Genomic DNA, 21,523 nt, shown 5'->3' with positions numbered 1-21,523 from the left:
ACTTTTCTCTTAATTCACCTACATAGAAATGCCTGTTGCCATTGGCACTGCTAATTCGTCTCAACAAAAGAGCAAAGCTTAATTCAAGAAAACACCACAACCATCGATTAAGTGAATTTGCGCTAGCGAGCCAAATAGGTAGCTTTAGGTCGGTTAGTAGAAACTCACCGGAAGATAAAAATCGAGTTCAAACACTTCATCACTGTTGAGAAAATGATTCTGATGATAATGCACATACGCAGGAGTAGAGCGCTGTTTAAAGCCAGACGTAGGTAGCCACTTTTCTAACACCATACTGATCTGTGGTAGCAGTTCACCATAGCGGCCATTCAGTCGAAATACCGCATGTAAACCACCCGGAATCACCATCTGGTTCACGACACTGCGATACTTAATCGGCTCATCAATCGCGATACACGCCACATAGCGGCACTGGTCCATTTCAACCCAAGCAGGGTTTGAGTGATGCAAACCAAACTGACTTGAAAAGTCACGCTGTTCGGAGTTCGCCCACGCTTTCAATATCAACCATGCGTTGCGAATGGAACGGTTATAGCCAGTGTGTCGAACATAAGCCGCCATGCGCTCCGGTGTTTCAACGATCTTCGGTTCGGGTAACACTCGCTGCGCCACGTTCAAATAGCCCGCCGCGACTTCGGGATCTTTCAAATAGGGTTTTTCTGCTATCTGTAAGTCGTGTTTACGCCATTCTCCCGGTGACATGTTAAAGGTCGCTTTGAATGCTCGGCTGAAAGATGACACCGAACTAAAGCCACATTTACTGGCAATCTCTACCACTGACGACGTGGTATCGAACATCAATTGATTGGCTGCATACTCCATTCGAGTGCGTCGAATGTACTGATGTAGCGACTCCCCAACCACGCTTTTAAAGGTGCGGTGGAAGTGTTGTTCTGAATAAGCCGCAATCTCGGAGAGCGCTTTTGCCGACAAAGGCTGGCTGATGTCTTGGTGAATATGGAACAGAACATCATTGATTCGGGATATGTGTTGTCGTGACATTTTTCAAATAGCATAAATGGACATGTTTATGAGCATAAACGGACACGCTTGTTTTTACAATTGCCGTGTAATATCAAGCGATAGAATAAAAACGAAAAACGACGAGACACAACACATGGAAATCGCACAGTCATTACAACAGATTCAATCTTCATACATTCGAGAGATCCTCGCAGCCGCAAGCGATCCAAATGTCATTTCATTAGCCGGTGGTTTACCGGATGAGAAAACATTTCCTATCGATTTGATGAAGCCAACGCTAGAAAACCTAGCGAACATGCCTGAAGTTTTCCAATACGGTTCGACTGCCGGTTACGGCCCGTTGCTTGATCACCTTACGCAAAGCTACCAACTGCCAGAGACTCACACAGCAATGATCTGTACCGGTTCTCAGCAAGGTTTGGATTTGATTGCACGAGCGTATGTTGATCCGAATGATGTGGTTGTGATGGAAGCGCCAAGCTACTTGGGTGCGATGCAAGTGTTTGGCTTAGTTCAAGCAAACATTGTGACTGTGTCTCAAACAGAATTTGGCCCAAACCTAGATGAACTAGAGACGTGCTTTGCAGAGCAATCACCGAAAATGTTCTACGCCGTACCAGATTTCCATAACCCAACAGGTGTGTGCTGGGCAACAGAAACTCGCCAGAAAGTGGCTGAGCTGTGTATCAAATACAACGTGGCATTCATTGAAGATGCACCTTACCGCGAGCTACGCTTTACAGGCACAGAGTTACCGTTGGTTTCATCTTTCTGCCCAGACAACTCTATCGTTCTTCGTTCATTCTCTAAAATTGCATCGCCAGGCTTACGTATTGGCGCGGTGACAGGTAAACGCAGCTACCTTGAGCCACTGATTAAAGTGAAGCAAGGCGCGGATTTACACTCAAGCGTTCCTATGCAAGCACTGCTTGTTGGTCTTCTCAAGCATGAAGATTTCAACCTGCATATGGAAAACATTCGCACGCTGTACAAGTCTCGTTATGAAGTGCTGTTTTCAGAACTAGAGAAACAACTACCTGCAGACTGTGTACTAAAAGCAGTAGACGGCGGGATGTTCATTTGGGTAGAAATCCCAGAGTGTGACACCTTTGAACTGGCTAAAACTCTACTCTCTAATGGTGTGGCGGTTGTACCAAGCCCAGTATTCTATCCAAAGGCTGATGAAGCAAAAGCCGCACTGCGTTTAAACTTCACTAACGCCAACCCAGAAGAGCTGACCGAAGCGGTGAAACGCTTGGCGGAAGTACTTAACCAAGCGTAGTCGCTGATTAAGTCAGACAGATTAACACCAAGGCCCTGCTGTATTTTTACAGCAGGGCCTTTTTGTTTGGCACCTTCACAGCTTAATTTTTCAATCTTTCAAATATGCATCAATTACGTTCAACATTGTCTATTTTTGAATGCTAAGAACCTGCATAAGATAAGCACATCAAACGACTACACCACTTATCACTGATAAGGTTATGACTATGAGTACACAACAACTGATTCTTGAGCTTACGTTAATCGGGTCGATGTTTTTAATCACCGGCTTTTTCCTATTTCGCTCATATAACTCAAGTGACGCGCTGTCTCTGAAAGCACAAAAAATTCTGACTGGCTTGCTGGGCGCATTCCTGTTGATGGCAGGCACCGTAAAGTTCTTTGACCCGTTCACGACCATGTTTGCGAAGCAGATTGCGCTGAGTGAACTGCCCTTCCCAACACTTTCTCGTTGGGCAGGTCAGTTAGGTGAAATGACGGCAGGTGTGCTGCTGTTAGTGGTTATAATTGGCGGACGCGAGCTGAACACCGAATTACATAACAAGGCGATGCTCGCTTCAACACTGCTGACTACGGCTATCATGGTGATTGCAGTATACGTCCACCTTTTGCCAAGCGTGCCTGCAGAAGTGCTACCGCTGCAATCTAAACCGCCCGTGATGACGCTGATCATCCTTGGTTTAGCTTGGCTCAATGCTTATCTGTACCACAAGAACAAATAAACGTTATCTAAATAGTTCGAACCTTAACGCCAGCTTAGTCTGGCGTTATTCGTTTCTGTCTTCATTAATCGAAACCAAAAACTCAGCAGAATTCTCAAACCTCTCAAAGATCATATCCCTAAACGCCACCACTCGGCTTGCTATCAGCTTTCTATCTGCCCACAGCATAAACGCTTTGCCTGTCGGGCATTCCACGTCTGGTAACACCTCCACCAATTTATCTTGCGATGCAAAGCGCTCAAATGACGACTTCGGCATCAAGCATATCCCAGCCCCCAATAGGGTCGCCTCAATGTTGAGCCTTAAACTACTGACCGAGTACTTAGGTTGGTAAGGCACACGAATGGTTTTACCTTGCCGCTTCAAATCCCAGTAAGGGATGTTATTTCCAGACAACAAGCGATGTGAAACCAACGCTTCAGCACTGTTTGGCGTACCATTTTTCTCGATATAACTCGGAGAAGCGGCTAACACCAATGGCGATTCAAACAACTGGCGTTGGATAAGGTGTGTGGCATGCGGAGGACTGGTCACCAAGGCCAAATCGATCTGCTCATCAAAAAAGCGTTCTGTGCCTGCGCTGAAATGAATCGAGATATTCACCTCTGGGTGCATCTCCATAAACTCAATCGCAAGCTTTTGTAGAAAGTAATCTGCAAATGGTTCTGGGCACGACACTCGAATTTCACCGGTCAACACAGGTTGGCTATTGGATAGCTGGGTCCACTCATGGTCAAGCTGAGAAAAAAGCGAAGCAAAGCGTTGATAATACTCATCACCCGCCGTCGTCAACTGGAATTGCTTAGCGTTGCGGTGCACCAACTTCTCACCGAGTTTATCTTCTAGATGAGCCACGGCTCTTGATAACGTTGGCGCAGACACATGAATTTGCAAACTCGCAGCGGCAAAACCACCACACTCAACAGACTGACAAAACAGGTATAGATTGGAGATATCTTTAGCTTTCATATATGCACGATTTAGATTCAAATCTGTCTATTTTTGATTGTTACTACCGAGATTAGAATAGTGCCATCAATGAGTCAATCGGAGCACATCATGAAAAAATTTCCACGTAAATTCCAATACCCACTAATGGTTTCTATGGTACTGCCAACCATGCTACTCAGCATGCCTGCCATCATGGTCGCTAAAAACCTCCCGCAAGGCGGCGTATTTTTTGATGCTTGGCTAACCGCTGTCGCTCAAATGCTTCCATCCGCATTATTGTTATTGGCTGTGGTTGCCCCAACGGTTCGACTGTTCGTGACTAAGATGTTGTTAGAACCAGTGAGCAAGTAGCCACAAATTTCGTTGATAGTATCAACATTATTGACAACGAACCGTCCTTACGACTATTGTTGATACTATCAACGTATATTTCTATGGAGAGAACATGTCATCGGTTATGCAGATAAGAAGCGAGCTACGTTATCTCGTTCGCGAACTTGGATTATTGGATAAGAACTGCCTAAATTCAGGTTTGTCACTCACGCAAGTTCACCTTCTAACTTATCTTCGCAAGAACGGACCGACTCCCTTTTCTGAGCTCAGCATTCAGCTCAGTGTGGAAAAGGCATCTCTTAGCAGAACGCTAAATTCTCTGGCCGAAAAGCTCTATATCGAGACCTCGCCCAGCGCAACGGATAAGCGCCAAAAGCTGTTTTCTCTGAGACAAGAAGGATTACAGAGACTAGAAGAAGCCGATGAATCTGCTAATAGCGAATTGTCTCAACTGCTCAACTTGATGAACCCAGCAGACACACAAAATGTGATTGATGGACTGCGAGCACTAAGACTGAGTGCCTTTCGCAAAAACGCCACTCACAACAAAGCCAGAATACAGATCGAAGCTTGCTCGCCTGTGTATCGCGCTGAAATTGATTCACTGATTAAAGACACCTTTGCGGATGAACAAAGTATTCCCAAGGACCTCATTCCTCTTTCTGCCGATATCAACCAAAAGTGGTGGCTCGCACGATCAGGTGAATACGTATTGGGTGCAGTAGCCGCCTGGGAGCAAGAAGGCGAATGGCACTGGGGACGTTTTGCGGTCGACAACCGATTCCGCGGCTTGGGGATCGGCAAAGCTTTAGCGCGTTATTCGCTGGTTCAAACTCTAGAAGATACTAACCAAGTTCATATTGAAGCACGCGATACCACGGTCAACATCGTAAAAGCACTTGGCGGAGAGGTTATTGGCGATAGGTTCGACTTCTATGGAATGCCAGTCACACCCATGTGTTTAACTCTCAATCAGCTTGAGGAAGCGACAAAAGCGCAGGAATTCACACTGCCCGCTCACCTGTAGTCTCTTCTTTTATTACTCACATAACCCGCTATCAAACAATCACCTGCCTAGGACTTCACGTGGCAGTTGAGGTTAATCATCAAAACCCTATTTATTGAGATGTTAAATAGCCCTACATTTGGTTGGTTTTTGTCCTACATCGCCTTGGTTATACTGCGGCGGATTTTAATAAGCCATCATGACAAGCTAGGTTGAATTACCCCGCTATGATCAAAATAGGCAACCGCTCTGGATTTACGTTCCAGCTCGCAGAAAGGAAAAACCATGTCTCAATATGTTGTATGTGCTCTGTATAAATTCGTAGCACTTGATGATTACCAAGAAATTCGCCAACCACTTACAGAATTGCTAGAAGCCAACCAAATCCGCGGTACTTTGTTACTTGCGAGTGAAGGCATCAACGGCACTGTTGCTGGTAAGCGCGAATCTATCGACGCCCTTCTTCAATGGTTCAAGCAAGACTCTCGCTTAGCTGATGTCGTTTACAAAGAATCGTTCAACGAAGAACAACCATTCAACCGTACCAAGGTTAAGCTTAAGAAAGAGATCGTAACCATGGGCGTTGAAGGTATCGACCCTCGTCACGTTGTCGGTACGTACGTTAAGCCAAACGAATGGAACGACCTTATCTCTGATCCAGATGTGATCTTGGTAGATACTCGTAACGATTACGAAGTCGATATCGGCACATTCAAAAACGCAGTAAACCCAAATACGGAAACCTTCCGTGAGTTCCCTCAGTACGTTGAAGAAAACCTCGACCCTAAGAAACACAAAAAAGTCGCGATGTTCTGTACTGGCGGTATTCGTTGCGAAAAATCAACAGCCTACATGAAAGAGCAAGGCTTTGATGAGGTCTACCACCTTGAAGGCGGCATTCTTAAGTACTTAGAAGAAGTGCCAGAAGAAGAGAGCATGTGGGAAGGCGACTGCTACGTATTTGATGGACGTGTTGCGGTTAACCACCAGCTAGAAAAGAGCGGTTACGATGTGTGTAACGCTTGTCGTCTGCCAATAACTGATGAAGACAAAGCGTCTGAGCACTTTGAGAAAGGCGTAAGCTGCCCTAAGTGCATTGATAAGCACAGCGACGAACAGAAGGCGCGTTTCCGCGAGCGTGAGAAGCAAGTTCAACTTTCAAATGCCCGAGGCGAAACCCACGTAGGTGGCGAAGCTGCTCACCTTATCGAGCAACGTAAGAAAGAGAAGCTAGCGCACAAAGAGCAGCAACGCTCTGGTAAGAAAGCGAAGTAAGCTTTCTGCTTTAGACCTATGGTTATAAACGAGTAACTCATAGCTATAAACATAAAAAGGGCGCAAGTTCGAAGACGATTCTTCGAGTTTGCGCCCTTTTTTGAACGCTTTACGGCTTTGTGTTTTGAACCACATTTCTTTCGATGAATTGCTTCTATACTGTTAGTAATACGACTAGAGAGGAAGTGCCAATGCTCAATGAAAACCATGCCTTTATCTTAGATTTCCCAGATCTTAAATTAGACATTGTTCAGCTCAACCACGACGACGAAAAATTCAAAGCAGACATGCAAAAATACCACCAACTTGACTACGACATCCGCCAACTAGAAATCTCTGGCAGCCCTATCGATGACGACAGCATGCACAACCTCAAAGTAGAACGCATGGAGCTAAAAGATTCACTTCACAAGCAGCTCACTCGACATCACGCGCTTAAGCTCGTTTAAACGAGTTCTACAAATATGACTTTCAGAGCCACGCACATCGCGTGGCTTTTTCGTTTAATCCGTCTATCAATCGATTATGGTATTGGTTGCTTATGAGAAACTCAGAATAAGGAAGTGGAAAGAGTGACAGTCAAGGAAGAAAAACTACAATTCCAACTCGTTTCAAACTCAGAATTTGAAGAGCTATTTGCTTGCGTCAAACAAGGTATTTTCGAACACGTCGACAATGTGTTTGGCTGGGATGACGAGTTTCAACGTAACCGCCTATTAAACGACTACCAACCTTCTTGGTTTCATTGGATATATCGCGAAAAGGAAAGAATCGGACTCGTCTGCTTTAAACCTTACGACAATGCATACCATATCCACCTTTTAATCATTTACCCTCAATACCAAGGCAAGATGTTCGGTAAAGAAGTTATGTCACTCATCCACAACAAAGCCCTTCGAGAGCAGCGAAATCAAGTCACCCTCTCTAGCTTTAGAAGTAACGCTCGCGCCATCAGATTTTATCAAGCACTTGGTTATCAGGTTGCTGATGATAGTGATGAGGATTTCGTGGGTATGGCTCTCTATCTAGACAACAACCTACTTTCTTAATTAAAAGCCCTAGCCACTCGTCCTTCACTACTCAGTTCGTAATGACCAATGTAGGCAGGAATAAATACCGAGTGCCCTTTAGTAAGGGTCACATGCTCACCATTTTGGCTCATTAGCGTTAAATCATCATCTATTGCCATCAAGATTTCAGCACCGCTTGTGATGACTTCCTCTTGCTGTGGGCAATGAAAGATATTGAAACTAAAATCGCTGACAGGAATAGCATAGCAATCACATTGCCCCTGCTTTGAGGGCGCTAACAACAAGCGGTTAAACGGAATTGGAGTAAACTCTGTGCAAGCTACCAACTCAGCAACATCAATGTGTTTCGGCGTTAAACCCGCGCGCAACACGTTGTCTGAATTTGCCATAATCTCGAGCCCAGTTCCCTTAATGTAAGCATGCGGAGTGTTCGCATTCAAATACATCGCTTCACCTGGCTTCAATGTGATCAAGTTAAGCAGCAGAACGCAAAACAGACCTATATCGTTCGGGTACTGATGGCTCAGCTCAGTAACCAACGCAAATTCAGCTTGGTCTTGGTGAGCGTCTGCGTAGGTCAGAAGTTGATCTAATGCTTGATGCTTACGTTGGTTATTTAACGTGAGTAAATCGCGGAAAAACGTCTCTAAACCTAGAGAATTAAGGTTGTTACCAAACTCTTCAACCAAACCAGCAAGCTCGCTAGAATTCAATTGTCTGAATAGGCCTAATATTTCATCGAACTCTCGAAAACCATTCATCGCTTGATATTCAGTAATCGCATAAACCAATTCAGGCTTGTGGTTCGAGTCTTTATAATTGCGGTGGCCAGCTGTCAGAGGGATCTTCGCTTGCTCTTCTCTCGCAAAGCCTAACTCAGCTTGTCGCTTGTTTGGGTGAACTTGTACAGACAGCGCTTTTTCTGCTGCCAAAATCTTAAATAAAAACGGTAGCTCACCAAACTCCTGCGCAATATCGGTTGATAGGTAGGCCGGTTTATTCTTATTAATCAGCTCAGATAGAGGCACTAAATGTTGGTCAAGCTTCACCATTGAGCAGCCTTTTGGGTGTGCTCCCATCCAAACTTCCGCTTGTGGTTCTTGTGACTCATTTTTGAAGCCAAACAGTTCACGTATAGAAGAGGTACTTCCCCATGCATAATTTTGGATAGTGTTTTCCATTGGGAAAAATGAGTGTTCTGAGAAGTGACTGAGTGGCATGACTTTTTCCATAGCGAGCCCTCTGAAGACAGTTCAAGAGAGCTGATTCTAATAACATGAATAATTAGAAAGACTACAGAGAGTGCCTGGAACCCACATGAGACGAGGTCTTAGACGCAATAAGAAAAATTCTTAGAAACGGATGAGAGAGATAAAAAGCGTGAAAAGAATCACATTTGAATACTACGTATAGAAACGCTGAAGACAAAAATAGCTGCAAATAACCATAGGACCATAAACAGCTACTTTATTGACAAAAAAGTACCTTATAAAACAGAGCGAGCTTCTGCACTTTTCTGAGGAGATTGAGCTTGTAGGAACGGCAGTAGCAGTAACCCGATGACTGCCGCACAAGTAGAGATGGTAATAAAGAATCCACTCCAGCCATAAGTTTCTAGAACAAGCGCTAATGGGTAACCAGAGAGAGCTGCACCCATGTAAGCAAACAAACCAACAAAGCCTGTCGCCGCCCCGGCCGAGTCTTTGTGCGAACATTCTGCGGCAGCCATACCGATGAGCATTTGAGGACCAAAAACAAAAAAACCAACACAAAATAGCCCAGCAGCTTGAAACACAAAGTTGGTCAACGGCATAAGCCATAAAGCGGATACCGAAAGGAAGATGCCAATCGCAAACAAAATATTCATCGGGCCACGGTTGCCACCAAATAGCCTATCCGATCCCCATCCAGCAACAAGTGAACCAACGAAACCGCCAATCTCGAACAGAGACAATGCAGCGTTGGCGTTTATCAGACTGTAATCGTGCTCTTCGGTTAAGTATAAATTGCCCCAATCATTAACCGCGGTTCTTACGATGTAGACCAACACATAACTAAAGGCGAGTAACCAAATGTACTTGTTGCTGAACACGTAAGTTTTCAAAATATCTCGATAGCTTAACCCTTGCCCATGGCTCTCCTGCGCTAATTCTAGATGGTCATTGCGCCACTTCCCTACCGTCGGAAGCCGCATTGTGGTCGGTTTATCACGCAAACGCCAACAAACGATGAGACCAATAAAAACGCCAATCACACCCGGCCAAATAAACCCCGCTCGCCAACTGAATTGAAGAGTTAGGTAGCCCACAAGAATAGGAATTAGTGCCCCACCAACGTTGTGTGCTGTATTCCAGATCGCCCAACGAAAGCCTCTTTCGGAGCGAGAATACCAGGTCGTCAATAGCTTGGAACACGATGGCCATCCCCAACCTTGGAACCATGCATTGAGCACCCAAAGTGAGATGAAAGCCGCCAACGAACTTGAAAAGCCAAACGCGATATTGATCAAACCTGTCGCGATTAAGCCAAGCCCCATGAAGTAACGAGGATTTGAACGGTCGGAGATCGTGCCTGAAATAAATTTCGATAAACCATAAGAAAGATAGAAGAGTGTGCCAATCAAGCCGATGTCGCCTTTGTCCAATCCAAGATCAGTGATCATTGCTGGCGCGGCATAATTAAAGGTTTTACGAGTGAAATAAAACCCAGCATAGCCTACATACATTCCTATCATGATGTGGAGACGCCAATAACGATAACTCTGATTGACCTCATCATCGCTTAGGGTATGACTTTTTGACGTTGTTGAGCGCAGAAATCCAAACATATTCGTTCTCACACTGTAGGTAATGTAACGCTGATATTGGTACCCGAAGAAGAGCCATTAGCGTTGATTGTCATCTTGCCACCGAGCGCCTGAACACGCTCTTGCATACCACGAACACCCATTCCTTTAAGAAGATCCTGCGCTGTAAAACCAACACCATTGTCTGTAATTCGAAGATAAGCTTGATCGTCTAAAATCAGTTCTATTCTAATTTCACTTGCTTCAGCATATTTGTGGGCATTGTTTAAAGATTCTTGGCACAGTCGGAAGAGAGTAACCTTGAGCGTGTCACTCAAACATGAGTAGTCACCTTGCCAATTTAACTGGATATCAACACCGTGATCCGAGAACTCCATTTCACGTATGAGCTGTTCAACGGAGTCCTTCAGGTCAAGGTCATCCAACATTTTTGGTCTTAGCTTCGTCAGCAAACGCTTGGTGGTGTCATAAACATTCAACGACAATGATTCAATCGTACCAGCACAGCGAACGCTCATTTCAGCCGCATCGACACGTTTAATAATGCTCGCTTGAGTCCGAATTGCCGTGATGTTCTGGCCAATTTCATCATGTAACTCACGGGCAATATCACGACGAACCGATTCTTCAGCGGTGACTAACTGACGGGAAAGGTTTTGATTCCTAGAGAGCTCGCTTCGTAATTTCGCGTTGAGATCTTTTTGTTTTTGAACCGCTAAACCAAGCAAGATACCTGTGATGGTCTGAGCGGAAAGAGACAAGAGTAAATCGGTAATTTCGAGTTTGGACGTGCCACTGTGGGCTGCAATCAACGCGACGCTATTTAGCAGGGTAGCGAGCAAGGCGCCTTGCCATCCATAACGAACGGCGAGCAAGATAATAGGGATAGCCATACAGAACGGGGCGAAGCGCCTTAGTTCATCTGGCAAGCTAGTTTGTATCAAAATACTGGCGACCAACAAGACGCTGTATAAAGCGATGTGACGGATTTTGAACTCAACGACATTGTTGATTAAGTAAGAGCTCAGTGGCGCCCACTTGTTTTGGAATAGGTAGTTCCAGACCAGATAACACATCGGCACCAACATCAAACCACCTGTGATACTCACCAACCACACCATGTAAACGGCTGGGACATGAGAGCCCACCACGGCTACATTAATCAGTGAAGTGACCATGATTAAGCTCGCCATCACTAACAGGTGACGGTTTTGGTCACCGTAATAATACCGTTTGGCAAATAGAGTAGCTGGAATGCTTAATCCGCTGGCGATTAAAATGGTTAACCATTGGGGTTCATCCAGTAATAGAGCCAAAGCGATCGCGAGCCCCCATTCAGCAACATAAATGGCAGGCCAATAGTGAGTGCGAGTGTGCAGCGTCATACCCAATCTTAACGAGAATGGGAACAGCAGAATGGCTAACTCAGGGTCGTTAATAAAATAGAACGCAATAACCCATAAGCAAAACCATGCACAGCCAGCCATGAAGACGCCACATATGGAGGTGGCCAGATAGGAACGCATTAGTATTGTTCTTGCGTGAACAGTTTCGCTAACTCAACGTTGTTTTTAACATTGAGTTTATCCATCGCATTAGCGCGGTGCACATGTACCGTTTTATGGCTGACACCCAACTCTACGGCGATAGATTTCACATCGAGCCCTGTTGCCAATAGCTGACAGACTTCACTTTCTCTTCGGGTGAGCTGATTTATAGAGGCTTTGTTCTTTATTGGTGTCGCGAGCTTGATAGCGATATCGGGTGTGAGATAACAGCCACCGTTTGCACTCGTGTGTACGGCTTGGATTAACTCATCAGGACTGCAGCGTTTGCTGAGGTAACCTTTGGCGCCTAACTCTAATGACTTTTCAACCATCGCAGGAGAATCATGAACGCTCAACATGATGCTAGCAATGCCTGACGGTATCTCTTCTAACAAGCTCAGGCCACTTTCACCCTGCATTGAAATATCCAAGATAACCACATCAGGATGACAACTTGGTAATCCGAGACGAGCTTCTGCCGCAGAGTTAAATTCACCTACTACCGTAATATCAGCTTCAAGGCTGAGTAATTGAGCAAACCCAGATCGAACAATAACGTGGTCATCAACAAGCGCAACATTAATCATGATAGTAACCAAAATTAAGAGTAAGAAAGAAAAATAGCCCCATTAGGAGCTATATAGAATTAAGTTTATTGATAGAGATGATACTGAATCGAATTAACGATTGGTATGATCTCACGTGCTTTAAACCAATAAATCACGTGAGACTATCTACCCGAAACTATGCTTTCGAGAACAAGTACCCAGATAAGCTAGGCGTTTTGAGCCGCTAAGTGCATTTTCTTCGCGTGACGAATCTTCTTCTCTTCGGCAACTGCAACGAACAATAGCAATACGATACAGATAGCTGCTGATGTATCGAGTGCAGCGAACGTTCCTTTCCAACCTGTTAAGCCGAAAATAGGTGTTCCGTCCGCAATCATACCTAAGCCAAGTTTTGCAAAGCTATCACCAATTAAGTAAGCAAACGTGCCTTTCACACCATCCGCAACGCTGATTGCTTTCTTAGGCACGAAACCTACCGCAGCGACACCAATCAGTAACTGAGGACCGAACACTAGGAAGCCCAGCACAAACAGTGATGCTAAATACATGAACTCACTCGTTGCGTGTTGGTAGAACTCTAGAGAAACGATAATCAAACCAAGCGACACACAAGCAACCAAAGCACGACGTCCGTTCGCAAGGTCAGATAGATAACCCCACATTAGCGTGCCGACCAGAGCGCCAACCTCAAACAGCGTGAAGCCTGAAATCGCGGTTTCTTTTGATAGACCTAGCTCTTGATACGCATAAACGGTAGACCATTGATCGATACCGATACGAACAATGTATAAGAAGATATTCGCGAAGCAGAGCAGCCAGATCACTTTGTTTTTAAGGATGTATTCGACAAAGATCTCTTTCTTGGTCATCTGATTTTCTTCAGCGGCCGTGTCTTCTTCGCTGACTTCTTCATCAAACAACTCTTCAACCGTACCTAGACCGTATGCTTCTGGAGAGTCATTACCAAAACGCATACCAATAAAACCAACCACAATCGCGATGATTGATGGGAATACGAACATGCCGATCACGTTGCCATCAAATAGGTAGTTAGCACCAAACAAAGCAACACCAGCAGCGCCTGCACCACCCACGTTGTGTGACATATTCCAAAGGCCTAAATAAGAACCACGCTTGTTACGAGGTGTCCATTTAGTGATGGTTGAGTAACTTGAAGGTCCACCCGTACTTTGGAAGAAACCACTCAACGCATAGAAAGCCACCATCAAGAATAAACTCGCGCTGCCGCCGCCCATACTGAAGCTGAAGCCCAACATGGCAATACCTGAAAGAACAAGCATGAATGGCAGGAACTGCTTGGTGTTTTTACCGTCAGCATAATAGGAAACAACCGTCTTACCGATACCGTAAGTAATTGAGAAACCCAAACCGATAAGACCAAGATCCGTCATCGACAAGCCGTAAGTAGAAATCATGTCGTTTTGCGCCACATTGAAGTTCTTACGGATCAAATACATGGTTAGATAACCGATGAACACCACTAGGTAAGATTGTAGGAAGGGCTTGAACCACATTTTTCTTCTGGTTTCGACCGGAAGATCCAGTGTCGGTTTTCTAACCTGATCTAGGAACTTTAGCATTGTAAACTCTCTTATTATTGATGAGGTTTGCACGGCATATTGCAGACCATGCACTCTTTGCAATTTGATAATTGAAATAATAAGGAGTCTAAAAAGCGACCGCATGAGAGAGGGTCTTAGAATAACTAAGAAAAATTCCTAGTTCAGAATCAGGCATCATGAAAGCGTGAAGAGCATCACTTTGTTTAAAATGTGTTATATCGTGAGGAAGATTTGGAGATAAGCCATCATTTAAGCCATGCTCGATCCCCTCAGAGCAACCAAAAACCTATTTCATAGAAATGTTTAGTAGAAGTCTAATGTGGCAAATGGAAGCCACATTAGACCCGTTTCGAGTTTCAAAACCTAAGCCATTGTGACTTCGATTTAGTTGTTCTTAGGAACATCCAGATGATTGAGCAACGAAGGATAACCCCAACCGTTCTCACCTTCGACTACAGCCTCTCCGGTTAAATATTCAAAAAGCGTCGGTGCTAACGAGCCATTGGCTTGGATTTTTAATGGTTGTGAGTTTTCACCAATTGGCGTGCCCCAGAAACCGATGAATGCATCTTTCTCTAAGTAGTCTTCACCAGCATGACGACCCGGTACCTTGGTGTTATAACCAATTCCAGCTTTCGGGAAAAGGTTAACTGTACCTGCTCTATCTTCAAGGTAGATATTGGCTAATTGATTGACAGAATCTGGTCTAGGGGTCAATTGTGTTAACTCTGTCCACTGCGTCCTGCTACACCAGGTTGTGAGATCTTCCTTGATTGCGCGGTTTATGCACTTTTCCACTAACTTGGAATAATGAGAAAAGTCAGCCTTGTTTGGTGCCGCCAAATACGGATTGAGCGTTTGGGTGTTGAGTAAAATTGGAGGTCGATTGGCATCCAAAGATTCGTAGAAAAGCTTGTCACCTTCGCGTGTAATCAATTCATCAACTCGTTTTAAGTCGCGATTACCTATCACACGAACTGCACAACTTTGCGGGTCACAAGTACTCTCTCTTACTACCATGTAATCGAGACTTTCAGGCAAGCGTTGCATTATCTGAGCAATCACATCAATGTTCTCACCTTTCGGCGCTGCAAGTGGTGTCCATTGTTTGATTTCTTGATAGATAGGTTGCACCTGCCAGCCTTGGCTTGAGTTAAAGAAGTCCATCATAAAGTTGCCACCAGCAGTCGAGGCCACAACAACATCAATGTCCTTCGAGCTCGGATAGCTTAGAGCATTGGTAATTTTAGGCCCCTCACCTTCGTCTGATGATATTTTCTTAACGACTATTGGGTAATCCAACTCTGCCTGCAGGCCTTCAAATACTTGCTTCTCAGGGTTAAGCGCGTAAAACACTGGTGTTAACCCGTGATCGCCCGCCATGCCCCATAGAGTTTTATCGTAAACACCAGCGCTGCGGTAGGTCGCTTCAATTTGACGAATCCAATAATCCAATCGGTTTAGCTCGCCGGTCGGCATTAAGATCTCGTCACTAAAAGGACCCGTGAAGTGTGCGAAGTGATCCGGCCATGGGTTATAAACCAAGGTATAGTCCGGCATCCCTTTTCCATCGAGTTCAGCGTACTGAGTGATGGCCTGCTTCACCCGAATCTTCTTGGAATACTTGGTGAAGAAATCAAAACCAGAAATAGTCTGATACGCCTCAATATCTTCAATCAAGGCTACACGCTTATCTCGCAGTGTCACCTCTACTTCAGAACGTTCTTGAAGCTCTTTAACGCAGCGTTTCTCACCATAATCACGTAACGACTCTCCCAAACCTAAATTCACTAGGCCGTCGTAAGTCGTGTGCGCATTCCAGTCATATTGGGCGTTGCAGTTCAGCGTTTTAAGGTAATCAAGACGATCAAACATGGTTTGCACTTTGTTGTCTGCCATCAATACATCCAACTGCAACGCATCATTACCGAAGAAGTAATACGCTCGGTCGATCTCTCTATCAACAAAATGGAAGTTGGGTATGCCAGTACCACCTTGTCCCGACACTTTTGCGCCAGTCTTAATTATTGGCAGGTTACGTACGCTGATCGTCGGAGTGGAAGATATGCCGACTCGACTAATATTGTCACGATGCTCTTGATAGAGCTTTTTGAAGAAAGGTAGATAGTGCGGGTCGCGGTAGGTTTGTTCAGATAGAACTTCCATGAACCGTACCTGTTGTTGATGCTCAGGTTCAATCACCTCCTCAGCTTGAGGCTTGTACTGCGCTCGATTCTTATGATTCTGATAAGCGACCGAGATGAAAGGCGTACTCTCATCGACTAAACCTTCAATTAAACCTTGTTGTAGACCATCAACAGTCACTTGAACCGCAAAGCGCTTGTTCTGTTGAGAGTCTAAAAATTGAATGAGCTGCTCTGGCTTTTCACTAAATGCTTGTTGCATCCAATCATCGAGCGCTTCTGCTCGCTCTTCTTTAAACACAAATTGTCGGTAGGCTTTAAGTAAGTTTAAGCGCACGAAGTCAATGAGTGTAATGGTAAGGGCTTGCGCTTTATTGTTCGGCTTATCAGCGTTTTCAGGCTTGCCATCTTCTGCAATCGCAAGCATTGCTGATTTCATATCACCTTCATCCATTCCGGATGCGGCTTTACCTATTAGATCGACAATGATCGGTTGAATCTGAGCGATGATCGCTAAATCTTCAGGGCTATTGGTTAAGTAGGTGTAACTCTCTGGGAGGGTCTCCATGTCTTGCCAAACACCAATTTCAAACAGCGCATCGTAGATAACGACCATATTGGCAATGAAGTGTTCATCGATACGAATGCCTTCATGGTGACCCGTTGCTTCAGTCGAGGTATCTGGCTCTTTATGCTCTGAAACCGGCTCGTCTCCGACGTAATAAAGGCTATGCTCAAAGCCTTTTAATACCTCTTCATCATAGACTGTCGACAGGTATGCTTTGAATACATCGTCACTGCCCAAACCTGAATAACGGTCATAGTAACTATAGAGAAAATAGCCCAAAGGAATTGAATAAGTTGGGTTAGATAGTTGAGCAATCACTCGTGCTTTCGTTTTCGTATCTAAAGGCAGTGCGAGAATGTACGCATCTAACGTTGCGCCACCGATGGTAAAAAGTGCCGCATCGCGAGTGAGTGTGGCCGAGTAGCTCAGGTTTGAAAGCACCTGATTTTTCAACACCTCACTAGAACTGAATACGCCACCAATAACAGGCGTTGTCGAGATATCGGCGAGACTGGGCGCTGACAAAACAGCCAGCGAAAGAGAACTGAGTAAACTGGCACAACCACGAGCTTGAGAATAGAAACTCATCAAATGTCCTTTAGTTCAATGTGTTTTTATAAATATAAATTATTATTCCAGTTTACTTTAATTACTGAAAGTATGTGTAGTTATGCCTATAAAAGTCTTTGAATTTTCATCGCAAGATATGACTCTGCCCGTAATATTTGAAACACTTCGCAACAAATAAAACACTGTTCATAATTATCTCCTGACATTGTATTGATAAAGTCCGATGCTCTTTATTTGTACACATTTTAAGGCCAAATTTATGAACTCGTTTACTAAAGCTTCGCTGCAATGAATAAGGATAAAAACCTCACAAACGCTTACCGCTGCCGTCTTCCCACATCACTTCACACTCTTCTTTGATGGCTGCTTTTAGCAACTCTACCAACGGAAATGCACGGCTACCGATGTTCACTGGCGCTTCTACAACTTCATCTTCGTTATCGTCATCAGCATCGTTTTGTTCTATGGGTTGCTTTTGTTCGACCTCAAGCGCAGCACGTAAATTATTCAAAGCTTGAGGCACCTCTGAAGCATCAATGGCACCAGGGATAGTGCCACTATGTCCAAGCATTTTGATGAACTGAAGACCGATCTCGCCAAACATGGTGACGCTAGCGTGAGCCTTGCAACTAAACGTAATTAACATAATGAGCCTCTATCAAATTCGATTGTCTACAAACTATGTTGAGTAAATCATTGGAAAGCAAGTACATAATCATCAAAGAACGGCCATCGACCTGCTCGTTGGCGACTGCTTCCTAAAAGAAATCTGCACCGTCGGTGATATACATCACTATTAATAATGTCTTAATCAGTCTTTCATATGAAACCTTGATAGTAGTCACACTAAATAGGTATCTAAGTCTCTGCGTAGCTTGTTATTTAATCTACTATTAATACAATCATCAAAATTAGTGGCACAAATCACATGAACAGGCTGGTCGGTAGGCACCTAGAAGAAATGGCGGACATTCGATCCACCCGAAAACAGAAAATTGTCTACTCCTTTTCACTGACTGCCGCGGCACTATTCATTTTCTACACGTGGGCTTATTTTCAGGGCCAGCATTACACTTTGTCGGTTTTTGAACTGTGTTTTGCGATTATCGCTATCTCGAATGCCTTTTACGTCAGAAAGGTTATCAACCCTGACTACTCGGAGCTGATTCTAAGTGGTGTACTGCTCGTTCAGGGTGTGATTCTATTCTTGTACAGCCACGCCATTCCCGATCGAACCCTTTGGCTCTACCCTATTTTGGCGGCGGTGATTTTTATCAACGACTTCCGAATAGGCATCATCTTTAGCACCTCGTTTTGCCTATTTATCAGTACGCTGATTACCGCGTTGCCTAACAACTTCTCTCTGCCTTTTAATAGCACTCATCGCTTCGTTCTCAGCCTATTTACCATGAGTTTGGTTTGTCATACCTCAGCTTATTACTACACAAAAGCAGTGAGCTATATTCAGCGTTTGTACAAAGAAGGCATTGAAGATTTAGCCTACCGAGACCAACTGACAGGATTAGCAAACCGTTGGAGCTTTGAACGCTGGGCTGTAGAGAAACTTGCGACAGTCGATAGTAAGCGGTCACTTACCGCACTGGTCTTTCTAGACATCGATGACTTTAAAGCCATTAACGACAGCTATGGGCACGATGTGGGCGACAGCGTCTTACAACATTTTGCCAATCGCTTGAGCAACAACATTCGAACCCGAGATAGAAAGAGTCACGAATACGATTATTCAATTGCGCGCTTTGCCGGGGATGAGTTCGTTCTAATGCTCTACGATATTCCAACTCGAAAAGACCTCGACGGTATTCTCGATAGAATATGTGGGTTATTTGAGAGCGGTTGCCAAACAAACGAAAGAATCAAAGAACTGACACTCAGTGTTGGTGTGTCTTTGTACCCACAAGATGCGACAGAATTGCATGAGTTAACAAGATGTGCCGACAAAGCCATGTACGTGGCCAAGCATTCTGGGAAGAACCGATATGCTTATTATCACGACAACCCAGTATCGACATTGATAGAAGAATTACCGACGAATCTGCCTTGCTCAGAATTGGATTCTTCTGAACTTGAAGAGTGTCTTGAAACGAAAGTGGAAGGGAACAATGTAACGCTGTTAAAAACACGTCAACGTTAACCTGCCATATACATAACCCAAAGGCTTACTAGACCAATCACAATAATCCATACAACTTGTCGAGTACGGTCTGGGTTAATACGCTTGGATCTAGCTACTGGCTTAAAGGCGACTTGTTTCGCCGAATGCATAAAAGCCGCTTCCACCTCACGCTTTTTTCCCCGTCGCTTAACGGCGTTATTCGCGACTTCAGTAAAACGCTGACCTTGCTCCGTTGTAAAATCATTATCGAAGCCCATTCGACCGTGCCTTTCGCCATGTTTTTGTTGTACTGCCATAGCGGCCTCCTTGGCGATCTTATCTATATTGAGTATAGACTTAATTTCATATTGTTACCTGTTCAAGATTTTCGAATAAGTCACTCAACGTTGTGCCATCTTCTTTTCAAATCAAATTCCATAAACTAGCCCTATTCAAGTTTACGAGGGTTTCAATATGTCGAATGTAAGAACCATAGAGCATGTAATCTCAGCTCATGCCACCTCAGATGGTGATGGCGTCAAAATCCAAAGAGTCGCTGGTTTCAATAACGCGCGTTTCTCTCCATTTTTGATGATTGATGAACTCAAATCGGATGAAAGCAAAGACTATGTTGGCGGCTTTCCTCCTCATCCTCACCGTGGAATAGAGACACTCACTTACATGCTCCAAGGTCACTTCCAGCACAAAGACCACATGGGCAATGTCGGAGAGCTTCGCAGCGGCGGTGCACAATGGATGGCTGCAGGTCGTGGTGTCATTCACAGTGAGATGCCAATGATGGAAGAAGGTGCGCTGCACGGCTTTCAGATTTGGATAAACCAACCATCAACACACAAAATGCAGCCTGCGCAGTACCATGACTTCCAAAGTGAAACTATTACTGAGCATCAAAGTGAACAAGGCGGTTTGTTACGCGTAATTGCCGGTGGGTTTGAGCTACGTAACCAAGCTGACTCAGAAACATTGCGAGCACAAGGTCCACTACAAAAGACAGGTGTGCCATTAAGCGTCGCGGACTGGCGAGCTCGTTCAGGCCAAGAAGTTTCCTTGGGCACTGAGGCTGCTCATAATGCCATGACTTACGTGTACAGAGGCAGCATTCAGATCGATGGTAAAGTCATCAACCAAGGTCAACTTGCGTTACTGACCAAAGCTGAACTACTTTCTTTGAGTAGCTTAGAAGATTCAGGTGTGTTGATTTTTGCTGGCCAACCGATTGATGAGCCTGTTGTGCATTATGGTCCGTTCGTCATGAACTCGATGAAAGAGATTGAACAGACTATTCAGGACTACAACAGCGGCGTTTTTAAGACTTACTAATGCTCGTGCTTTGAGCTTTGGTGAGCTTTGAAAAGAGTACTGAAGAGATTGAACAACGAATTTTGGTCGTCCATTTGATGACTGTAAAAACAAGTGACACTATCCACTGCCGGTTACTATCACTTATTTAACCACGCTCCTAGAGCGTGGTTTTTTCTTATTGAACAGAAGCTAATATCAGGCTTCTTATAGGTACTCACACAAGTAAGCCGTTGCTTCTTTTACTTGCAAGTCGAAAGAAGAATCGCCCGCAACGTCAAAAGACTCACCAGATTGGTATGTCGTCCAATCCTCATCGCCAACACGTTTTACAATTAGAGCGCCTTTAACCACTGTCATCTTTTCAGGAGCAGCAGTACCGAATGTGTATTCGCCCGTCGCCATCACACCAACACTCACATCAGCGCCAGATTGGTTAAACGCTAGCGACTTAACGCCACCTTCAAAGTATGTGTTTTCTTTAATCATTGTACTTCCTTGTTATCTTCAAATTGCAGTTATTGGGCTCAACGAATAAGCCTATGCGTAAATTTAGGTGATAATTGTTTTAACCAATTCACGGCTTTCTCACAAGAAATAAATACGCATAGCTTAAGCATTTCGACAATTGAGATGCATTGATTGAACAAATACCACAAGGAAAACTGAAAATTATCCAAAGCAACCCATTTATCT

Annotated in this window: 20 protein-coding genes; 9 read left to right on the top strand and 11 right to left on the bottom strand. The window is 44.5% G+C overall.

What is annotated here, in order from left to right:
• Positions 1–153: 153 nt before the first annotated feature.
• Positions 154–1,023 (bottom strand): AraC family transcriptional regulator, encoded by an 870-nt coding sequence (locus L0992_21780; protein ID XGB69029.1) that lies wholly within the window; start codon positions 1,021–1,023, stop codon positions 154–156.
• 115 nt (positions 1,024–1,138) lie between these two features.
• On the opposite strand from L0992_21780, the gene L0992_21775 reads away from it, so the two are divergent.
• Together L0992_21775 and L0992_21770 are read left to right on the top strand one after the other, a co-directional pair.
• On the top strand, positions 1,139–2,287 hold the full coding sequence (locus L0992_21775) for a PLP-dependent aminotransferase family protein (protein XGB69028.1): 1,149 nt from the start codon (positions 1,139–1,141) through the stop codon (positions 2,285–2,287).
• Between the two features lie 208 nt (positions 2,288–2,495).
• Positions 2,496–3,011 (top strand): hypothetical protein, encoded by a 516-nt coding sequence (locus L0992_21770; protein ID XGB69027.1) that lies wholly within the window; start codon positions 2,496–2,498, stop codon positions 3,009–3,011.
• A gap of 45 nt (positions 3,012–3,056) precedes the next feature.
• Here the strand turns inward: L0992_21770 and L0992_21765 are convergent, their stop codons facing one another.
• Positions 3,057–3,980, bottom strand: coding sequence for a LysR family transcriptional regulator (locus tag L0992_21765; protein XGB69026.1), 924 nt, complete (start codon positions 3,978–3,980; stop codon positions 3,057–3,059).
• A 90-nt stretch (positions 3,981–4,070) separates the two neighbouring features.
• On the opposite strand from L0992_21765, the gene L0992_21760 reads away from it, so the two are divergent.
• The 5 genes from L0992_21760 to L0992_21740 all read left to right on the top strand — a co-directional run bounded on the left by L0992_21760 (position 4,071) and on the right by L0992_21740 (position 7,625).
• Complete coding sequence (locus tag L0992_21760) at positions 4,071–4,313, top strand: DUF2798 domain-containing protein (GenBank protein ID XGB69025.1); 243 nt, start codon at positions 4,071–4,073, stop codon at positions 4,311–4,313.
• Between the two features lie 94 nt (positions 4,314–4,407).
• Complete coding sequence (locus L0992_21755; protein XGB69024.1) at positions 4,408–5,322, top strand: GNAT family N-acetyltransferase; 915 nt, start codon at positions 4,408–4,410, stop codon at positions 5,320–5,322.
• 264 nt (positions 5,323–5,586) lie between these two features.
• Entirely contained in the window at positions 5,587–6,576 is a 990-nt protein-coding gene (locus L0992_21750) for a rhodanese-related sulfurtransferase (protein ID XGB69023.1), read from the top strand.
• A 191-nt stretch (positions 6,577–6,767) separates the two neighbouring features.
• Positions 6,768–7,025: a YdcH family protein gene (locus tag L0992_21745; protein XGB69022.1), complete on the top strand. Its 258-nt coding sequence runs from the start codon at positions 6,768–6,770 to the stop codon at positions 7,023–7,025.
• Positions 7,026–7,148: 123 nt separating this feature from the next.
• Complete coding sequence (locus tag L0992_21740; protein ID XGB69021.1) at positions 7,149–7,625, top strand: GNAT family N-acetyltransferase; 477 nt, start codon at positions 7,149–7,151, stop codon at positions 7,623–7,625.
• Here the strand turns inward: L0992_21740 and manA are convergent.
• The 7 genes from manA to L0992_21705 form a co-directional block, all read right to left on the bottom strand.
• Positions 7,622–8,827, bottom strand: a complete 1,206-nt coding sequence (gene manA, locus L0992_21735; protein XGB70403.1) for a mannose-6-phosphate isomerase, class I — start codon at positions 8,825–8,827, stop codon at positions 7,622–7,624. The two genes, L0992_21740 and manA, sit on opposite strands and share 4 nt — an antisense overlap.
• Before the next feature lie 266 nt (positions 8,828–9,093).
• Entirely contained in the window at positions 9,094–10,434 is a 1,341-nt protein-coding gene (locus L0992_21730) for an MFS transporter (GenBank protein ID XGB69020.1), read from the bottom strand.
• Between the two features lie 8 nt (positions 10,435–10,442).
• Complete coding sequence (gene uhpB, locus L0992_21725; protein XGB70402.1) at positions 10,443–11,900, bottom strand: signal transduction histidine-protein kinase/phosphatase UhpB; 1,458 nt, start codon at positions 11,898–11,900, stop codon at positions 10,443–10,445.
• 38 nt (positions 11,901–11,938) lie between these two features.
• Positions 11,939–12,547, bottom strand: coding sequence for a transcriptional regulator UhpA (gene uhpA / locus L0992_21720; GenBank protein XGB69019.1), 609 nt, complete (start codon positions 12,545–12,547; stop codon positions 11,939–11,941).
• Positions 12,548–12,735: 188 nt separating this feature from the next.
• The gene (gene uhpT / locus L0992_21715; protein XGB69018.1) at positions 12,736–14,130 is read right to left on the bottom strand and encodes a hexose-6-phosphate:phosphate antiporter; all 1,395 of its coding nucleotides are present in this window, start codon (positions 14,128–14,130) and stop codon (positions 12,736–12,738) included.
• A 366-nt stretch (positions 14,131–14,496) separates the two neighbouring features.
• On the bottom strand, positions 14,497–17,412 hold the full coding sequence (locus L0992_21710; protein ID XGB69017.1) for an alkaline phosphatase family protein: 2,916 nt from the start codon (positions 17,410–17,412) through the stop codon (positions 14,497–14,499).
• Between the two features lie 289 nt (positions 17,413–17,701).
• Positions 17,702–18,040 (bottom strand): DUF1840 domain-containing protein, encoded by a 339-nt coding sequence (locus tag L0992_21705; GenBank protein XGB69016.1) that lies wholly within the window; start codon positions 18,038–18,040, stop codon positions 17,702–17,704.
• Between the two features lie 315 nt (positions 18,041–18,355).
• Here L0992_21705 and L0992_21700 point away from each other — a divergent pair, with 315 nt between their 5' ends.
• A complete protein-coding gene (locus tag L0992_21700; GenBank protein XGB70401.1) occupies positions 18,356–19,546 on the top strand; it encodes a GGDEF domain-containing protein in 1,191 nt (396 codons plus the stop codon).
• On the opposite strand, the gene L0992_21695 is transcribed toward L0992_21700, so the two are convergent.
• Positions 19,543–19,824, bottom strand: coding sequence for a hypothetical protein (locus L0992_21695; GenBank protein XGB69015.1), 282 nt, complete (start codon positions 19,822–19,824; stop codon positions 19,543–19,545). The genes L0992_21700 and L0992_21695 overlap by 4 nt on opposite strands.
• A 157-nt stretch (positions 19,825–19,981) precedes the next feature.
• Between L0992_21695 and L0992_21690 the strand changes: the two genes are divergently transcribed.
• Positions 19,982–20,848, top strand: a complete 867-nt coding sequence (locus tag L0992_21690) for a pirin family protein (protein ID XGB69014.1) — start codon at positions 19,982–19,984, stop codon at positions 20,846–20,848.
• A gap of 186 nt (positions 20,849–21,034) precedes the next feature.
• Here the strand turns inward: L0992_21690 and L0992_21685 are convergent, their stop codons facing one another.
• Positions 21,035–21,316, bottom strand: a complete 282-nt coding sequence (locus L0992_21685) for a pyrimidine/purine nucleoside phosphorylase (protein XGB69013.1) — start codon at positions 21,314–21,316, stop codon at positions 21,035–21,037.
• Positions 21,317–21,523 lie beyond the last annotated feature (207 nt).

Source organism: Vibrio pomeroyi, assembly GCA_041879425.1.
In the GTDB taxonomy this organism is placed as follows: Bacteria; Pseudomonadota; Gammaproteobacteria; order Enterobacterales; family Vibrionaceae; genus Vibrio; species Vibrio pomeroyi_A.
The sequence above is the reverse complement of the archived record's forward strand: the minus strand, read 5'-3'. Positions and strand labels throughout refer to the sequence as shown.

Bases quoted from the DNA above. Each gene is read 5' to 3' on its own strand.
- L0992_21780 (XGB69029.1), bottom strand. From the start codon at position 1,023: ATGTCACGACAACACATATCCCGAATCAATGATGTTCTGTTCCATATT.
- L0992_21775 (XGB69028.1), top strand. From the start codon at position 1,139: ATGGAAATCGCACAGTCATTACAACAGATTCAATCTTCATACATTCGA.
- L0992_21770 (XGB69027.1), top strand. From the start codon at position 2,496: ATGAGTACACAACAACTGATTCTTGAGCTTACGTTAATCGGGTCGATG.
- L0992_21765 (XGB69026.1), bottom strand. From the start codon at position 3,980: ATGAAAGCTAAAGATATCTCCAATCTATACCTGTTTTGTCAGTCTGTT.
- L0992_21760 (XGB69025.1), top strand. From the start codon at position 4,071: ATGAAAAAATTTCCACGTAAATTCCAATACCCACTAATGGTTTCTATG.
- L0992_21755 (XGB69024.1), top strand. From the start codon at position 4,408: ATGTCATCGGTTATGCAGATAAGAAGCGAGCTACGTTATCTCGTTCGC.
- L0992_21750 (XGB69023.1), top strand. From the start codon at position 5,587: ATGTCTCAATATGTTGTATGTGCTCTGTATAAATTCGTAGCACTTGAT.
- L0992_21745 (XGB69022.1), top strand. From the start codon at position 6,768: ATGCTCAATGAAAACCATGCCTTTATCTTAGATTTCCCAGATCTTAAA.
- manA (XGB70403.1), bottom strand. From the start codon at position 8,827: ATGCCACTCAGTCACTTCTCAGAACACTCATTTTTCCCAATGGAAAAC.
- L0992_21730 (XGB69020.1), bottom strand. From the start codon at position 10,434: ATGTTTGGATTTCTGCGCTCAACAACGTCAAAAAGTCATACCCTAAGC.
- uhpB (XGB70402.1), bottom strand. From the start codon at position 11,900: ATGGCTGGCTGTGCATGGTTTTGCTTATGGGTTATTGCGTTCTATTTT.
- uhpA (XGB69019.1), bottom strand. From the start codon at position 12,547: ATGATTAATGTTGCGCTTGTTGATGACCACGTTATTGTTCGATCTGGG.
- uhpT (XGB69018.1), bottom strand. From the start codon at position 14,130: ATGCTAAAGTTCCTAGATCAGGTTAGAAAACCGACACTGGATCTTCCG.
- L0992_21710 (XGB69017.1), bottom strand. From the start codon at position 17,412: ATGAGTTTCTATTCTCAAGCTCGTGGTTGTGCCAGTTTACTCAGTTCT.
- L0992_21705 (XGB69016.1), bottom strand. From the start codon at position 18,040: ATGTTAATTACGTTTAGTTGCAAGGCTCACGCTAGCGTCACCATGTTT.
- L0992_21700 (XGB70401.1), top strand. From the start codon at position 18,356: ATGGCGGACATTCGATCCACCCGAAAACAGAAAATTGTCTACTCCTTT.
- L0992_21695 (XGB69015.1), bottom strand. From the start codon at position 19,824: ATGGCAGTACAACAAAAACATGGCGAAAGGCACGGTCGAATGGGCTTC.
- L0992_21690 (XGB69014.1), top strand. From the start codon at position 19,982: ATGTCGAATGTAAGAACCATAGAGCATGTAATCTCAGCTCATGCCACC.
- L0992_21685 (XGB69013.1), bottom strand. From the start codon at position 21,316: ATGATTAAAGAAAACACATACTTTGAAGGTGGCGTTAAGTCGCTAGCG.